Annotated in this window: 13 protein-coding genes; 10 read left to right on the forward strand and 3 right to left on the reverse strand. The window is 74.8% G+C overall.

Translation table 11 applies throughout. The features are described from left to right. Nucleotides 1-66: 66 nt before the first annotated feature. Nucleotides 67-1,173, forward strand: a complete 1,107-nt coding sequence (gene griH, locus LC193_RS07045) for a 3-amino-4-hydroxybenzoic acid synthase (protein WP_226072617.1) — start codon at nucleotides 67-69, stop codon at nucleotides 1,171-1,173. 68 nt (nucleotides 1,174-1,241) lie between these two features. On the opposite strand, the gene LC193_RS07050 is transcribed toward griH, so the two are convergent. Beyond that, nucleotides 1,242-4,997 (reverse strand): S8 family serine peptidase, encoded by a 3,756-nt coding sequence (locus LC193_RS07050; RefSeq protein WP_226072618.1) that lies wholly within the window; start codon nucleotides 4,995-4,997, stop codon nucleotides 1,242-1,244. A 149-nt stretch (nucleotides 4,998-5,146) separates the two neighbouring features. Here LC193_RS07050 and LC193_RS07055 point away from each other — a divergent pair, with 149 nt between their 5' ends. After that, complete coding sequence (locus LC193_RS07055) at nucleotides 5,147-6,142, forward strand: helix-turn-helix domain-containing protein (protein WP_226072619.1); 996 nt, start codon at nucleotides 5,147-5,149, stop codon at nucleotides 6,140-6,142. A 35-nt stretch (nucleotides 6,143-6,177) separates the two neighbouring features. Here the strand turns inward: LC193_RS07055 and LC193_RS07060 are convergent, their stop codons facing one another. After that, entirely contained in the window at nucleotides 6,178-6,948 is a 771-nt protein-coding gene (locus LC193_RS07060; RefSeq protein ID WP_226072620.1) for an IclR family transcriptional regulator, read from the reverse strand. A gap of 111 nt (nucleotides 6,949-7,059) precedes the next feature. Here LC193_RS07060 and LC193_RS07065 point away from each other — a divergent pair, with 111 nt between their 5' ends. The 8 genes from LC193_RS07065 (at nucleotide 7,060) to LC193_RS07100 (ending at nucleotide 14,673) form a co-directional block, all read left to right on the forward strand. Further along, nucleotides 7,060-7,992: a 5-dehydro-4-deoxyglucarate dehydratase gene (locus LC193_RS07065; protein WP_226072621.1), complete on the forward strand. Its 933-nt coding sequence runs from the start codon at nucleotides 7,060-7,062 to the stop codon at nucleotides 7,990-7,992. 34 nt (nucleotides 7,993-8,026) lie between these two features. After that, on the forward strand, nucleotides 8,027-9,595 hold the full coding sequence (locus tag LC193_RS07070) for an ABC transporter substrate-binding protein (RefSeq protein ID WP_226072622.1): 1,569 nt from the start codon (nucleotides 8,027-8,029) through the stop codon (nucleotides 9,593-9,595). A 5-nt stretch (nucleotides 9,596-9,600) separates the two neighbouring features. Continuing rightward, entirely contained in the window at nucleotides 9,601-10,527 is a 927-nt protein-coding gene (locus LC193_RS07075; RefSeq protein ID WP_226072623.1) for an ABC transporter permease, read from the forward strand. Then, the gene (locus tag LC193_RS07080; RefSeq protein ID WP_226072624.1) at nucleotides 10,524-11,459 is read left to right on the forward strand and encodes an ABC transporter permease; all 936 of its coding nucleotides are present in this window, start codon (nucleotides 10,524-10,526) and stop codon (nucleotides 11,457-11,459) included. The genes LC193_RS07075 and LC193_RS07080 overlap by 4 nt, the downstream gene beginning before the upstream one ends. Further along, nucleotides 11,456-12,457: an ABC transporter ATP-binding protein gene (locus tag LC193_RS07085; RefSeq protein ID WP_226072625.1), complete on the forward strand. Its 1,002-nt coding sequence runs from the start codon at nucleotides 11,456-11,458 to the stop codon at nucleotides 12,455-12,457. Before LC193_RS07080 ends, LC193_RS07085 begins: the two co-directional genes overlap by 4 nt. Beyond that, complete coding sequence (locus tag LC193_RS07090) at nucleotides 12,450-13,457, forward strand: ABC transporter ATP-binding protein (protein WP_226072627.1); 1,008 nt, start codon at nucleotides 12,450-12,452, stop codon at nucleotides 13,455-13,457. The genes LC193_RS07085 and LC193_RS07090 overlap by 8 nt, the downstream gene beginning before the upstream one ends. A 214-nt stretch (nucleotides 13,458-13,671) precedes the next feature. After that, complete coding sequence (locus tag LC193_RS07095) at nucleotides 13,672-14,205, forward strand: ferritin-like domain-containing protein (protein ID WP_226072629.1); 534 nt, start codon at nucleotides 13,672-13,674, stop codon at nucleotides 14,203-14,205. Nucleotides 14,206-14,211: 6 nt separating this feature from the next. Next, nucleotides 14,212-14,673 carry a PPC domain-containing DNA-binding protein gene (locus LC193_RS07100; RefSeq protein ID WP_226072631.1) on the forward strand — a complete coding sequence of 154 codons (462 nt, stop codon included), beginning with the start codon at nucleotides 14,212-14,214 and terminating at the stop codon, nucleotides 14,671-14,673. Nucleotides 14,674-14,724: 51 nt separating this feature from the next. Here LC193_RS07100 and LC193_RS07105 read toward each other — a convergent pair whose 3' ends face one another. Beyond that, nucleotides 14,725-15,315, reverse strand: coding sequence for a TetR/AcrR family transcriptional regulator (locus LC193_RS07105; protein WP_226072633.1), 591 nt, complete (start codon nucleotides 15,313-15,315; stop codon nucleotides 14,725-14,727). Nucleotides 15,316-15,355: the final 40 nt, after the last annotated feature.

Below are 15,355 nucleotides of genomic sequence, written 5' to 3' on the forward strand. Positions count from 1 at the left end.
ACCGGCCGGTCCGTTCCGCCCGTTCGGCCCGCCCGTGCCAGAAGCAACGACCCGAGGAGTTCTCCCGTGAAGCTCAGCTGGCTCGACATCCGTTCCCTCGGCGACGCGCGCGACGCCATCGTGCAGGAGGCGCTGCACCACCGCGTCGACGCCGTGGTCGCCGACGACCCCGCGCTCTTCGCGGACCTGCCGCCCACCGTGACCAAGGTGCTGTTCCCGCAGGGCAAGCCGCTGCCCGAGGACTTCGGGGACGCCGCGATCGTCGTCGTCGACCCGCGCACGCACGGCGTGACCCCGGCCGAGCTGGCCACGCGGCACCCCGGTGTCGAGTTCGGCCGGTTCGTGGAGATCATCGACGCGCCCACCCTCGAAGACGCCTGCGAGTCGGCGCGCACGGAGAAGTGGAGCCTGCTGCTGTTCCGCGACCCCACCAAGATCCCGCTGGAGATCGTGATCGCCGCGGCGGCCCGCGCCGAGGGCTCCCTGATCACCGTGGCGGGGGACGTGGAGGAGGCCGAGATCATCTTCGGCGTGCTCGAACACGGCGCGGACGGCGTGATGATGGCACCGGCCGCGGTCGGCGACACCGCCGCCCTGAAGCGGGCGGCAGAGGCCGAGGTGCCCAACCTCGACCTGGTCGAACTGCGCGTCGTCGAGACCGCGCACGTCGGCATGGGCGAGCGGGCCTGCGTGGACACCTGCACCTACTTCCGCGAGGACGAGGGCATCCTGGTCGGCTCGCACTCCAAGGGCATGATCCTGTGCGTCAGCGAGACCCACCCGCTGCCGTACATGCCGACCCGCCCGTTCCGGGTCAACGCGGGCGCGGTGCACTCCTACACGCTGGGCACCGGCGAGCGCACCAACTACCTGAGCGAGCTGAAGACCGGCAGCAAGGTCACGGCCGTGGACGTCAAGGGCAACACCCGCCTGGTGACGGTCGGCCGGGTGAAGATCGAGTCCCGCCCGCTGATCTCGATCGACGCGGAGGCGCCCGACGGACGCCGGGTGAACCTGATCCTCCAGGACGACTGGCACGTCCGCGTGCTCGGGCCCGGCGGGGTCGTGCTCAACTCGACCGAGCTCAAGCCGGGGGACACGGTGCTCGGGTACCTGCCGCGCGCGGACCGGCACGTGGGCTACCCGATCGACGAGTTCTGCCTGGAGAAGTGACGCGTGCGCGCCACCGGGCGGCCGTGCGCCGCCCGGTGGCGCCCGCTGTGTCCGCGCCCGCCGCCGGGTCAGCTCCCCCGGTGCAGGTAGGCGTCGCGGACCGTCTGCTCGACCCGGTTGCCGTCCGCGTCGCGCGCGGTGACGCGCAGCGTCACGGCAGCGTCGCCCCGCACGTCGCGGGGGCGCTGGAGCAGCGCGTCGAACGCGTTGCCGCCGCGCGCCCGCACCCGGACGGCGTCGGTGAACGACGTGCCGCCGTCCCAGGACGCGGCGACCTCGACCGTGACGCCGCGCGGCGCGGCCAGGCCGTCCTGGTGCCGGACGGCGATGCCCACGTGGTGGGTGCGGGCGGCGCGCACGGCGTTGCGCGCGTCCGCGCCCATGGCGTAGTCGAGGTGCAGCAGCGGCAGCGGGACCTCCTGTGCCGCGGGTCCCGAGCGGAAGTTCCACGAGGTCTCGGTCCTGGTGCCGAACGCCCAGGCGGCGCCGCCGCGTTCCGTGGTCAGATCGAGCCGGTAGTCGCCTTCGCCCGCCGGCACGTCGAACGTGGTGTGGGCGGACGCGGCGCGGCCCACCTCCGTGCCGTCGCGGTACAGGGCCGCGGTGACCCGGTCGCCGGGCCTGGCCCGTGCGGCGTGCCCGTCGGAGTCGGTGAACTCGGGGATGCGCAGCAGCATCGCGTTCCCGGCCCGCGCCGAGGGGGCGGAGCCGCGCGGGTGCGCGGGCCTGACCACCGCGCCGGTCCAGCGTTCCGTGCCGACGTGGTGCGCGGCGTAGGAGCGTTGCTCGCCCCGGGGCGCGAAGCCCGTGACGGGCTGGTCGTAGAACGAGCCGAGCGCGTGGTGCACGTGGTGCTGCCACACGGTGTCGCCCGCGCTGATGTGCTCGGTGCGGGTCGTGCCTGTGGGAACCTCGCGCGGTGAGTCCGGCATGGCGATGCCCTGGTGCGGACGCCAGGCGACGCGCTGCGCCGAACCCCACTCGGCGCTGCCCGCGGCGGCGTAGGTGACCTCGACCCGCGCGGAGTTCCACGGGGTGACGGTGTGCACGACGCGGCGCGGCACGTGCCCGGCGGCAACCTGCATCACGTCGTACAGGTAGGGGCTCTTGGCCGTGCCCGCGAACGTGACCACCGTGCGGCGCGCGGCGGCGCGTTCCAGCAGCGCGGTGCCCTGCGCGTGGCCGACCCGCACCACGGGCAGCGCGTGCACGTTGCCGTTGGGGCGCCAGCGGGTCCAGGCGGTCCTGCCCTCGTCCGCGACGATCATCAGCCCCGCCGCGCCCGCCTCTGCGGCCCGTTCCGCGAGCGGCGCGTAGGCGCCGCCCGGCTCGCCGCGGACGACCGCGAGCCTGCCGCGCACGTCGCGGAAGTCCGGCTCTGGACCCGTGCCCGCGTCGGCGACGGCGAGCCGGTCGGTGCCGCGCCCGAACAGCGGGGCGGCCGACAGGTAGAACGGGTCCAGGTCGAGGCGGGTGCCCGGCACGGCCGCGGTGAGGACCGGCGCGACCAGCTGCCAGCGGGACGCGAACTCGAAGGCGCCCTCCCGCACCGGCTCGGTCGGCGTCACCAGCAGCCGCGCCTGGCCCACGGGGTGGGTGAAGGAGTGGGTGAGGTCGTGGCCGTCGTGGTGCCGGTGGTACTGGTAGTTCGTCCAGCCGCGCTGCTCCGCCGGCCGCGGCGTCCTGACCTCGACGGGAACGGCCCGCGAGAGGTCGAGCCGCACCTCGGTGTCCCCGGTGACGGCCACCTCGGGGAGCACGCCGAGGTAGGACTCGTAACGGCCGTCGGCGTCCACGGCGTTGGCGGTATGGCTGACGAGGTAGGTGCCCTCCTCGACCCGCGCGGAGGGCGCGGCCCCGCCGGTGTCGGGCCGGACGACGCCTTCGGGTCCCCAGATGAACGGCCAGGCTCCGGCGATCCGCCGGCCGTCGGGGCCGGTGACGACCGGAGTGAGGGTGTGCAGCGGCCCGTCGACCACCAGGGACAGCGTGGTGCGCACGACCGTGCCGTCGGGCGCGGTCGCGGTCAGGTGGCCGTAGTAGTCCCCGCGTTCGGCGTGCCGCGCAACGGCGGTCAGCGCCACCTCGGCGGTGCCGCCCGCGGGGACGCGCACCGTCTCGGCGCCGGTCACCAGCGCGCCCGGGGCGAGGGCACGCCCGCCGCCGGTGGCCAGGCCGGTGGCGAGGTCGAGGGTGACGGGGGTGTCCGAGGTGTTGGTGAAGCGGACGGTGGCCTCCTGCTCGCCCGCCTCGCCCGCGGTGAACGGGCCGAGCGCGAGGGTGCCGGTCGCGGTGAGGTCGCCGGACACGGCGGCGGCCACGTCCACCCGCCCGCCGCCCTGCTCGGTCACGGCGGTGCCGGGCACGAGGCGCGCGGTGCTGACCAGGGCGTCCTTCATCCGGCCCGCGCTCCAGTCGGGATGCCGCTGGGCGAGCAGCGCGGCGGCGCCCGCGACGTGCGGGGCCGCCATGGACGTGCCCGAGGCGGAGGTGTGGTGCTCGTCGACGGGCTGCCCCATCGCCGTACCGGCGGCGCGCGCCGCGACGATCCCGACGCCGGGCGCGGTGAGGTCGGGCTTGACCGCGCCGTCGCCGGCGCGCGGGCCGCGGCTGGAGAACGGCGCGAGCGTGTCGTCGCGGTCGACCGCGCCCACCGTGAGCGCCGCCGTCGCGGCGCCTGGGGCGCTCACGGTCGAGGCGCCGCGCTCGCCGTCGTTGCCCGCGGAGACGACGAACAACGTGTCGGTGGCCGCGGTGAGTTCGTCCACGGCGCGGCTGAGCGGGTCGGTGCCGTCGCTCGCGGCGGACGAGCCCAGGCTCATGTTGACGATGTCGGCGCCCTGGGCGGCGGCCCACTCCATGCCCGCGATCACGGCGGACTCGCTGCCGTAGCCGTCGTCGCCGAGCACCTTGCCGATGAGCAGGCCGGCGCCCGGCGCGACGCCGCGCCTGCCGGTGCCGCCCGCCGCGCCGGAGCCGCCGACGGTGGCCGCGACGTGCGTGCCGTGGCCGAACGCGTCGCCCGTTCCCGCGCCGCCGGAGAAGTCGCGGCTGCCGGTGATGCGGCCGGCCAGGTCCGGGTGCGCGGGGTCGGCGCCGGTGTCGAGGACGGCGACGGTCACGCCCTCGCCGTCCCAGCCGGCCTCCCACGCCTCAGGCGTGCCGATCTGCCCGGTGCTGCGGTCGAGCGTGGCGCGCACCCGGCCGTCGAGGCGCAGCGAGGGCGCGGGCGCCGCGCGGCGTTCCCCCGCGGCTGCCGGGGGCGGGCCGAACGCGTCCCAGAACTCCCCCAGTCGCTCGGTGGGGATGTGCAGCGACGTGGCGTCGATGCTGTGCAGGCGGTGGGAGGGCGCGCCGTCCTCGTGCAGGGCGGTCAGCGCGTCGAAGCCGGCCGCCGCCATGCCCTCGGGGCGGGTGACCAGCAGCGGCAGCCCGTCGGCCGCGCCGTGGCCCTGCTCGATGAGGCCGGTGACGTCGAACAGGCCCGCGTCGACGGTGCCGTCGAGCACCAGCGGCCGGGCGTCCGAGGGCAGCACGGTCAGCCGCCCGTCCCGTTCGAGCTGCTCGAAGTGGATGTGGCCGCGCCCGGGGCCCGGGGTGATGGTCGCCGCCTGCCTGCCGCCGCCCGCGTCGGCCAGCGTGACGGTGTCGCCGGTGATCAGCGGGACGTCGACGGGGTCGCGCCCGCCGGCCGCGGCCTGCTGCCCGGCCGGCGGCGGCCCCGCCGGCGGCTGGGCGGCGGCGGGCAGTACGCCGCCGGTCGCCAGCAGCGCTCCCGTGGAGACCGCCGCCAGCAGGCGAGCGGTACGTCTCTTGTGCCTCACGTGGTCCCAACCTTTCGCTCGGAAGGCAAGAATCCGGCCGCCCGGTCGGGGAAGTCACGCCTTTCCCGTGGCGCAGTGGCGACATGTCGCCATTGCGACATCCACGGCTTCAGTGATCGACTCGGGGGCCGACGCGAACGGGAGGCACGATGCTTCAGGCGGCAGGGCTGACGACGGACGAGGAGGCGGTCTACCGGGAGTTGGTGGCGGTCGAGGCGGCCACGCCGCACGAGGTCGCGGCGCGGACCGGGCTCACGGCGGAGTGCACCGAGCGGGTGCTCGCCTCGCTGGAGCGCCGCGGCATGGCCAACCGGTCGGGGCGCGGGCCCGTCGCGTGGGCCGCGAGCCCGCCGGACGTGGCGCTGCTGCCGCAGCTGCGGCAGCGGGCCGAGGCGCTTGAGGAGGCGCGGGCGGCGGTGGCCGACCTGCTGGAGACCTACCGCGGCACGCGGCGGCACGACGCGGCGCGGCTGATCGAGGTGGTCACGGGGACCGCCGCGATGCGGCAGCGGCTGCGCCAGATCCAACGGAGCGCGCGGCACGAGGCGTTGTGGTTCTGCAAGGCCCAGTACGTGGCGATGCCCTCGGGCACGAACACCGCCGAGTTCGACGCGCTGGCCCGCGGGGTGCGCTACCGGGTGCTGTACGAGCGGGCGTTCTTCGAGGACGCGGGCGCGGTGGACAACGTGGTGGCCGGGATGCGGGCGGGCGAGGAGGCCAGGTCGGTCCCCCACCTGCCGTTGCGCATGGCGATCGTGGACCGCAGGCTCGCCCTGTGCCCGCTGGTGCCCGGCGGGCCGCACGGCAGCCCGCGCGAGCCGACGGCCGCGCTGGTGCGCGAGAGCAGCCTGCTGCACGCGCTGCTCGCCCTGTTCGAGCGCTACTGGGCGGACGGGGTGCCGCTCGGCGTCGGCACGGCGGGCGCGGTCACGGTGCCCGACCCGGCGGCCGGCACCCCGCTCGGCCCCGAGGACAGGCGCCTGCTCTCCCTGCTCGTGGCCGGCCTCGCGGACAAGGCGATCGCGAGCCAGCTCCAGTTGAGCACGCGCACGGTGCAGCGCCGGGTGCAGCAGCTGATGCGGCTGACCGGCGCCGCGAGCCGCATGCAGCTGGCCTGGCTCGCGGGCCGCAAGGGCCTGATCTGAGGGACTGCCGCCCGGCGTTCGTGGAACGCGGGTGATCAGCCGGTGATGCGGTCGCGGGCGTGCCGCAGGGCGTCGAGGATCACCTCCTCGCGCTCCGCGTCGAGGCGGACGAGGGGCACCGAGCAGCTCAGCGCCTCGTTGACCGCGCCGCCGAACCTCAGCGGCACGGCGAAGCAGCGCAGGCCGAGGGTGGATTCCTGCTCGTCCACGGCGTGGCCGCGCCGGGCGACGGCCTCCAGCTCCTCCCGCAGGCGCGGCCTGCCGGTGATCGAGTGCGGGGTGCGGGCGGTGAGGGTGCCGGGGAGCAGGGCGTCGACCTCGGACCAGGGCCTGTGCGCCATGATCGCCTTGCCGAGCCCCGTGGACCAGCAGGGCAGCCGGCGGCCCGGCTTGGAGACGACGGCGAGCGAGTGCCGGGACGGGCAGGTCGCGAGGTAGACGATCTCGTGCCCGTCGAGCCTGGCGAGGTGGATCGTCTCCCCCAGCTTGGCCGACAGGTCGTTCATCACGGGCTGTGCGCGCCGCACGACGTCGTCGTGCTCGACGTAGGCCGCCCCGGCGCGCAGCGCCCTGATGCCGAGGTGGAACCCGGACCCCGCCTGGTCCTGCTCGACCCAGCCGGTGCGGACCAGGGTCATGAGCAGCGCGTAGGCGCTCGCCCTGGGGATGGCGAGGTCGCCGGTGACGTCCCGCAGCGTGCGCGGCGACTCGGCCGCGCTGAGGTATTCGAGCACGGCGATGGTCCGGTCCGCGGACTTCACGCTGCGTACCCGCCCGGCGTCCTGCGGCCCGTCGGATCCCGTCACGGTTTTCTCCTCTGATCTCTTGACGCCCGCGCCCGGGCAGCACTTTACTCCCGTCTACCAAGTTAGACGATGTCTCCATACGGAGACAACTTGCAGACAAGGGGTACTCCGGTGCCGGCACATCTCCAGCGGCCCAGCGCTCTCCAGGGGCTGCTCGCCTTCCCCGTCACACCGTTCCGCGCGGACGGCGACCTGGACCTCCCGGGCTTCGAGCAGCACCTGGCCGACATGGTGGACGCGCGCCCGTCCGCCCTCTTCGCGGCCTGCGGCACCGGCGAGTTCGCCTCGCTCACGCACACCGAGTACGGCGAGGTCGTGCGGACCGCCGTGTCGGTCGCCGGCGGGCGCGTGCCCGTCTACGCCGGCGTCGGCGGCGGCACCAGGACCGCGGCCGAGTTCGCCGTGACCGCGGAGCGGTGCGGCGCGGCCGGTGTCCTCGTCCTGCCGCCCTACCTCCAGGTCGGCCCGCCCGCCGGCCTGGTCGCGCACTACCGGCGGATCGCGGCGGCCACCGGCCTGCCCCTGATCCCCTACCAGCGCTCCACGGCCGTCTTCACCCCCGAGGCCGTGGCCGAACTGGCCGGCATCGAACAGGTCGTGGCGTTCAAGGACGGCCACGGCGACCTGGAGCTGCTGCAACGCGTCCACACCGCGACCGGCGGCGCGCTGCCGCTGCTCAACGGCATGCCGACGGCCGAGACGTTCGCCCGCGCCTACGCCGCGGTCGGCGCGCGCGCCTACTCCTCGGCGACGCTGGCCTTCGCGCCCCGCATCGCCCGCGCGTTCTTCGACGCCTTCGAGCGCGACGACGAAGCGGTGCAGGCCACGCTGCTGCGGGAGTTCTACGTGCCGCTCACCGAACTGCGGCTCACCACGAACGGCTACGCGGTGGCCCTGGTCAAGGCCGGTCTCGCGGTGCGGGGCCGGCCGGCGGGACCGGTGCGGCCCCCGCTCGCGGACCTCACGCCCGAGCACCGCGAGCTCCTGGCCCGGCTCATCGAACGCGGCCACGCGGCCCTGGACGCCGCCCCGACGGACGCGTGAGGCCCCGTTCCGAGCCCACCGCGAAGGAGGAACGATGAAGTCCCCTCTCCGCCCACCCGCCCTCGCCGGACCACCGGGCCGGCGGGCGGGCGCCCTGCTCGGCGCGGGCACGATGCTGCTCGCCGCCGGCTGCACGGTCGCCAACTCGGGCGCGACCGCCGCAGGCGCCGACACGGTGCGCATCGTCCTGCCCGAGGAGCCGCCCACCCTCGAACCGTGCGACGCCTCCCTGACCGCCACCGGCCGCGTGACCCGGTCCAACATCACCGAGCCGCTGACAGAACGCGTTCCCGCGACCGGCGAGCTGGCCCCCAAGCTCGCCACCGCGTGGGACCGGCGGGACGCCACGACCTGGCGGTTCACCCTGCGCGATGGCGTCGAGTTCCACGACGGCACGCCGTTCACGGCCGAGGCCGCCGCGTTCTCCATCGACCGGACCGTCAACTCCGGCATCGACTGCAACGTGGCCGGCTACGTGTTCGGCGACAGCGAGATCTCCGCGACGGCCGTCGACGGCACGACCCTCGACGTCACCACCGCCGAGCCCGACCCGATCCTGCCGCTGCGCCTGTCGTTCGTGGAGATCGTGCCGACCCACACCGACACCTCGGGCAAGGTGCGCGAGCCCGTGGGCACCGGCCCCTACCGCATCGACACCTGGAACCAGGGCATCAACCTGCGGCTCGACCGCTTCGACGACTACTGGGGCGAACAGCCCGCGTACGCCGCCGCGCTCTACTCCTGGCGCGCCGAGGGCAGCATCCGCGCCGCCATGGTCACCAGCGGCGAGGCCGACGTGGCCGTCGGCCTCGCGCCCGCGGACGGGGCGGGCGAGCACGCCGTCGAGTTCCCCAACAACGAGACCTCGTACCTGCGGATGGACGCCGCGAAGCCGCCGCTTGACGACATCCGCGTCCGGCAGGCCATCAACTACGCCATCGACCGCGAGGGCCTGGTCGCCTCGGTGTTCGCCGGACTCGGCGAACCCGCGGGGCAGATCGTCCCCGACGGCGTCACCGGCTACAACCCGGACATCGCGGCCTGGCCCCACGACATGGACCGGGCCAGGGAACTGATCGACGAGGCACGCGCCGACGGCGTGCCCGTGGACACCACCATCACCCTCATCGGCCGCAACGGCATCTACCCGAAGGCGGCGGAGACCCTGGAAGTCGTACAGAACGCGCTGCTCGACGCGGGCCTGCGGGTGGAGATCCGGATGCTGGACGTGAACGCATGGATGGAGTACCTGCTCCGGCCGTTCCCCGCGGACACCGGTCCCACGCTGCTCCAGGCGCAGCACGGCAACCAGGCGGGGGACGCCGCCTTCTCCCTGGGCCAGATCTACGGCAGCGAGGGCGCGCAGAGCTCCTGGGGGACGCCGGAGCTCGACCGGCTGATCCAGGAGGCCGAGCTGTCCTCGGACGCGGAGCGGCAGGCCGCGTTCGCCGAGGCGCTGGCCCACCAGGACCGTGAGGTCGTGCGCGACGCCGTCCTCGCGCACATGACCGGCATCATCTCCCTGTCGCCGCACGTGGCCTACGAGCCCGACTCGGCGACCAACGACGAAATGCATCTCGCCGCGATGCGCCCGGCGGGGTGAGGGGCGTGCTCGTCTTCCTCAGGAACCGCGTCCTGTCCAGCGCCGTCCCGCTGCTGTTCGTCGTGCTCGGCGTCTTCTTCCTCGCACGCCTCACCGGCGACCCGGCCAACCTCTACCTCCCGCTCAGCGCGACCCCCGAGATGCGCGAGGCGTTCTCGGAGTCGCACGGGTTCAACGACCCGCTGCTCGCGCAGTTCGGCGACTACCTGGCGCAGATCGCGAGCTTCGACTTCGGCGAGTCCCTGCGCACCGCGCAGCCGGCCGCGGAGGCCGTGCTGCGGGCGTTCCCCGCGACGCTGCAACTGGCCGGGTTCACCATGCTGTTCGCGATCGTCGGCGCCGTGCTCGTGGGCAGCCTCGCCGCATACCGGCCGAACTCGTGGGTGGACCGGGTGGCGAGCTTCCTGTCCGCCACCGCCGCGAGCACGCCCGACTTCTGGTTCGCCATCATGGGCGTGCTCGTCTTCGCCGTGCAGCTCGACTGGCTGCCGACCTCGGGCACCACGGGCGCCGGGGTGTGGGTGCTGCCCATCGCGACGCTGCTGATCCGGCCGTTCGGCGTGCTGGTGCAGGTGGTGCGCGGCGCGATGGTGTCCGCGCTCTCCGCGCCCTACGTCAAGGTGGCGCGCAGCAAGGGCGCGGGCGAGACGCGCGTGGTGTTCCGGCACGCGCTGCGCAACGCGGGCGCGCCCGCGCTCACCGTGGCGGGCGACCTGGCGGTCGGCCTGGTCAACGGGGCCGTGGTGGTCGAGACCATCTTCGGCTGGCCCGGCATCGGAAAACTCATGATCGATTCGATCCTCCAGCGCGACTTCGCGGTGCTCCAGGCGGCGGTGCTGCTGACCGCGCTGACGATCTTCGTGCTCAACATCCTCATCGACATCTGCTACGCGCTCATGGACGCGCGGGTCAGGCAGGGGGCGACGGTATGACCACCGTGAACGAGGCCCCGCGCCGAACCCGGCTGCTCCACCTGCTGCTGCGGGACCGCATGGCCTCGGCCGCCGCGGCCGTCCTGCTGCTGGTGGGCCTGTGCGCCCTGCTCGGGCCGCTGCTCCTCGGCGACCTCGCCAGGGAGCAGAACCTGCGCGCGATCAACCTGCGCCCCCTGAGCACCGACGAGGGCTGGGAGTTCGTGCTCGGCAGCGACTCGCTGGGGCGCAGCGTCCTGGCCCGGCTGATCGTCGCGGCCGGCACCACCCTGGCGGTCGCCGTGCCCGCGGTGCTGATCTCGCTGCTGATCGGCTCGCTGTGGGGCATGTGGGCCGGGTACCACCGCGGCTGGCGCGAGAACGTCTCCATGCGCGTCGCCGATGTGATCCTCAGCTTCCCCTCGCTGCTGCTCGCCGTGGTCGTGCTCTACGTGTTCGAGCCCAGCGTGGCCAACCTCGTCGCGGTCCTCGCGCTGGCCCGCATCCCGGTGTACCTGCGCACCGCGCGGGCGGAGTCGGCCGAGCTGCGCGGCAGGCTGTTCGTCGACGCGGCCCGCACGTTCGGCACCGGCGACTGGGCGGTGATCCGGCGGCACGTCGCGCCGGTCGTCGCCCCCACGCTGCTGACGGTGGCCGCGGTGGACTTCTGCTTCGTGATGCTGACGGAGTCCTCGCTCAGCTTCCTCGGCATCGGCATCCAGCCGCCCGACATGTCCTGGGGCCTCATGGTCGCCCAGGGCCGGCAGGAGCTCCAGACCGCCTGGTGGATCGCGGTGTTCCCCGGCCTGGCGATCATTCTGACCACCGTGTCGGCGACCGTTCTGGCCTCGTGGGCCAGGATCGCCGGCGACCCCGCCCAGCGCTGGCGGCTCACCGCGCCCGGGCGCAGCCGCCGCGGCCGGCGGGCCGCGGCAGGAAAGGAGCCGGCATGACAGCCGAGACGAGCGCGGAAGGCGACATCGCCCTGGAGGTCAGGGGGCTTTCCGTGGAGATCCGTACCCCGGCGGGCACCGTTCCCGTCGTGCGGGGCGCGGGATTCACCGCGCGCTCCGGCGAGACGCTGGCACTGCTCGGCGAATCGGGCTGCGGCAAGAGCATGACGGCGCAGGCCGTCGCGGGACTGCTCGACCCGGTCGCCGACGTGGTGGCGGGCGAGGTGCTGCTCAACGGCCGGGACCTGCTGCGGCTCGGCGCCCGCGAACGCCGCCGCCTCGCCGGGCCCGGACTCGGCGTCGTCTTCCAGGACGCGCTGACCGCGCTGAACCCGGTGTACCCGGTGGGCACCCAGCTGGCCGAGCCGTTCCGCATCCACCAGCGGCTTTCCCGCAGAGCCGCCGCCGAGAAGGCGGTCGAGCTGATGGAACGGGTCGGCGTGCCCGAGCCGCGCGCCCGCGCCAAGGCGTACCCGCACCAGTTCTCCGGCGGGCTGCGGCAGCGGCTGCTGATCGCGATGGCCGTGGCGCTGCGGCCCGCGGTGCTGCTGGCCGACGAGCCCACCACCGCGCTCGACGTGACGGTGCAGGCGCAGATCATGGAACTCCTCGCGGAACTGCGCCGCGAGCGGCGGATGGCCCTGGTCCTCATCACCCACGACCTGGCCGTGGTGGCCGAGGAGGCCGACCGGGTCGCCGTGATGTACGCGGGCGCCGTCGTGGAATCGGGGCCGACGGCCGAGGTGTTCAACGCGCCGCTGCACCCCTACACCCGCGGCCTGCTCGACTCCGTGCCGGCCGGGCGACCGCGCGGCACGCGGCTGCACTCGATCGAGGGCGCGCCGCCGCCGCCCACCGCGGTGCCCTCCGGCTGCGCGTACCGCACCCGCTGCCCACTGGCCCGCGAGCGGTGCGCCACCGAGCCGCCGCCGACCGCGGTGACGGGCCAGGGGCGCACCTCGGCGTGCCACTACTGGAAGGAGCTGGCCGATGCCTGAGCCGGACGCGGCGCCCGGCGCGCCGCTGCTCGAAGCGCGCGGTCTCGAAAAGGCGTTCCGGGTGCCGCGCGCCGCGTCGGGCGGCACCAGGCTGCACGCGCTCGCGGGCGTGGACCTCGCGGTGCGGCGCGGGCGGACCCTGGGGCTCGTCGGCGAGTCCGGGTGCGGCAAGTCGACCCTGGCCCGCGTGCTGCTGATGCTGGAGCGCCCCGACGCGGGCACCGTCAGGTTCGACGGCGTCGACCCGTTCGCCCTGCGCGGCAGGCGGCTGCTCGCGTGGCGGCGGCGGGTGCAGATGGTCTTCCAGGACCCGTTCGCCTCGCTGAACCCCCGGCTGACGGCGGCCGATCTGATCGCCGAGCCCTGGCTGACGCACCGCGACCTCGTGCCGCGCGCGCGGCGCCGCGAGCGGGTCGCGGCGCTGCTCGACATGGTCGGCCTGCGCGCCGGCGACGCGGACAAGTACCCGCAGGAGTTCTCCGGCGGGCAGCGCCAGCGCATCGGCATCGCCAGGGCGCTGGCCCTGGAGCCCGAGCTGATCGTGTGCGACGAGCCGGTGTCCGCGCTCGACCTGTCGGTGCAGGCGCAGGTGCTCAACCTGCTCACCGACCTCCAGGACCGGCTCGGAGTCGCGTACGTGTTCATCTCGCACGACCTGTCGGTGGTCAGGCACGTGGCGGACGAGGTCGCCGTGATGTACCTGGGGAAGGTCGTCGAATCCGGCGGCGCCGACGAGGTCTTCGGCACGCCGCGGCACCCCTACACCGCGTCGCTGCTGTCGGCCGCGCCCTCCCTGGCCGCCGTGCGGCAGGCGGAGCGCCGCGAACGGATCGTGCTGACCGGGGAGGTCCCCTCACCGGTCGACCCGCCCTCGGGCTGCCGTTTCAGGACCCGCTGCTGGCAGGCGGCGGAGGTGTGCGCGACCACGGAACCCGCGCCGGCGGGCGACGGGCACCTCGCGGCCTGCCACTTCCCGCTGGCCCCCGCGGCGCGCCGCTGACCCGCGCGGGCGCGGGGCGTGCGAAGCCGCCGCACGCCCCGGAGTTGGCGCCGAGCGCGCCCCCGGTGCCGTTCCCCCATCCGGGGCGCCGCCGGGGGCGCCCGGCGCGCCGGTCACCGCGCGCGACGGCCCGCTGCTTACCGTCCGTGAACCACCGGGGGCGCGGCGATCCGTCGCCCGGCGCCCCGACCACCGGCACGAAGGGCTGAGCAGCATGACGGACGACTTCGTCGTCGACGTGAGCAGGATCCGTGACGAGGCGCGGCGGCGGATGGAGGCCGGGCCGGTGACGGACACCTACGGAGTGGACAAGGACCGCGTGATCGCCATCCTCAACGACGTGATCGCCACCGAGGTCGTGTGCTGGCTGCGGTACACGCGGCACGCCATCGCGGCGACCGGCATCGACCGGGCGCAGGTGTCGGCGGAGTTCACCGAGCACGCGAAGGAGGAGATGGACCACGCGCTGCGCGCAGCGGAACGCGTCTCCCAACTCGGCGGCGACCCCGACTTCGACCCGACGACGCTGCACGAGCGGGCGCACACCGACTACACCACGCCGGACGACGGCGACCTGAAGGAGATGCTGCGCAACAACCTGTACGCCGAGCGCATCGTCATCTCCACCTACCAGGAGATCATCCGCTGGCTCGGGGACCACGACCCCACGACGCGGCGGCTGATGGAGTCGATCCTGGAGGAGGAGGAAGAGCATGCCGACGACCTCGTCGACCTCCTCGGGATCTGACCGCCGGTGCGGAGCCGGCTGGTGTACGAGCACGGCGGGCTGCGGACGTTCGTGGTCGTGCTCGACCGGGGTGACGAGGCGTTCGCGGACCTGACGGGGTTCGCCGCGGAGCACGGCCTGACGGGCGCCGCGCTGACGGGCGTCGGCGGTTGCCGCGAGGCGACGCTCGGCTACTTCGACCCCGGTCTCTCGGACTACCGCGGCACCCGCTTCGAGGAGCAGCTCGAAGTGCTGTCGCTGATCGGGGACATCGCCGTCCACGAGGGCCGCCCCGTGGTACACGCGCACCTGGTGCTCGGGCGCCGCGACTCCTCCGCGATCGGCGGCCACCTGATGCGCGCGGTCGTGTTCCCGACGATGGAGATCGTCGTCACCGAGACGCCGTCCCACCTGCGCAAGCGCGTGGACCGGGGCACCGGGCTCGCGCTGATCGCGCTCGACGAGTCCTCGGGTCCCACCTCCCGCTGAGCGGGCGCGGCGGCCGGGCCGCCACGCCTGGCGCGCGGGCCCCGGAACGCGTCAGCCGCCGCGCGGGGCGGCGTCCCTCGCCCCGGTCAGGCGCGCGAGGTGCGCGTCGAGCGCGGCGCGCGCCTCCTCGGGCGTGAGGTGGCCGACCAGGACGTGCGCGGTGAGGCCGTCGGTGAGGGCGAGCAGGACGCGCGCCTCGCGCCCGGGCTCGGCCACGGAGCCCGCGGCGGTGATCAGGCGGGCGAACATGGCGTGCAGCCCGGCGTAGGACGCGCGGAGCACCGCCGCGAGCGGCGGGCTGACCGCGGCCTGGGCGAGGAAGGCGAGCCAGACGCGGGCCTCCGCGCGGTGCGCCTCGGCGAGCAGCGCGACGTCGAACGCCGCCCCGGCGAGGCCGGCCGCCGCGTCGCGGTCGTCGCGGGCGCGGATGCGGGCGACGACCCGCTGCCCGACGTGGTCGATCGCGAAGCGCAGCATCTCCTCCTTGGTCCTGAAGCAGCGCTGCACGGCCCCCATCGAGACCCCGGCGCGCGCGGCGACATCGCGCAACGTGACGCCTTCGAGGCCGCGTTCGTCGGCCAGGGCGCAGACCGCGTCCGCGATCCGCCGGCGTCTCTCCTCGTGGTCGACCTGGCGTGGCACCGTTCCTCCGCTCCGCACTCCGGCCGCTCCCCCGCGGGGC

Source organism: Streptomyces marincola, from assembly GCF_020410765.1.
In the GTDB taxonomy this organism is placed as follows: Bacteria; Actinomycetota; Actinomycetes; order Streptomycetales; family Streptomycetaceae; genus Streptomyces; species Streptomyces marincola.

Coding starts and splice junctions, on each gene's coding strand:
- LC193_RS07090 (WP_226072627.1), top strand. CDS start 12,450: ATGCCTGAGCCGGACGCGGCGCCCGGCGCGCCGCTGCTCGAAGCGCGC.
- LC193_RS07085 (WP_226072625.1), top strand. CDS start 11,456: ATGACAGCCGAGACGAGCGCGGAAGGCGACATCGCCCTGGAGGTCAGG.
- LC193_RS07070 (WP_226072622.1), top strand. CDS start 8,027: ATGAAGTCCCCTCTCCGCCCACCCGCCCTCGCCGGACCACCGGGCCGG.
- LC193_RS07095 (WP_226072629.1), top strand. CDS start 13,672: ATGACGGACGACTTCGTCGTCGACGTGAGCAGGATCCGTGACGAGGCG.
- LC193_RS07055 (WP_226072619.1), top strand. CDS start 5,147: ATGCTTCAGGCGGCAGGGCTGACGACGGACGAGGAGGCGGTCTACCGG.
- LC193_RS07080 (WP_226072624.1), top strand. CDS start 10,524: ATGACCACCGTGAACGAGGCCCCGCGCCGAACCCGGCTGCTCCACCTG.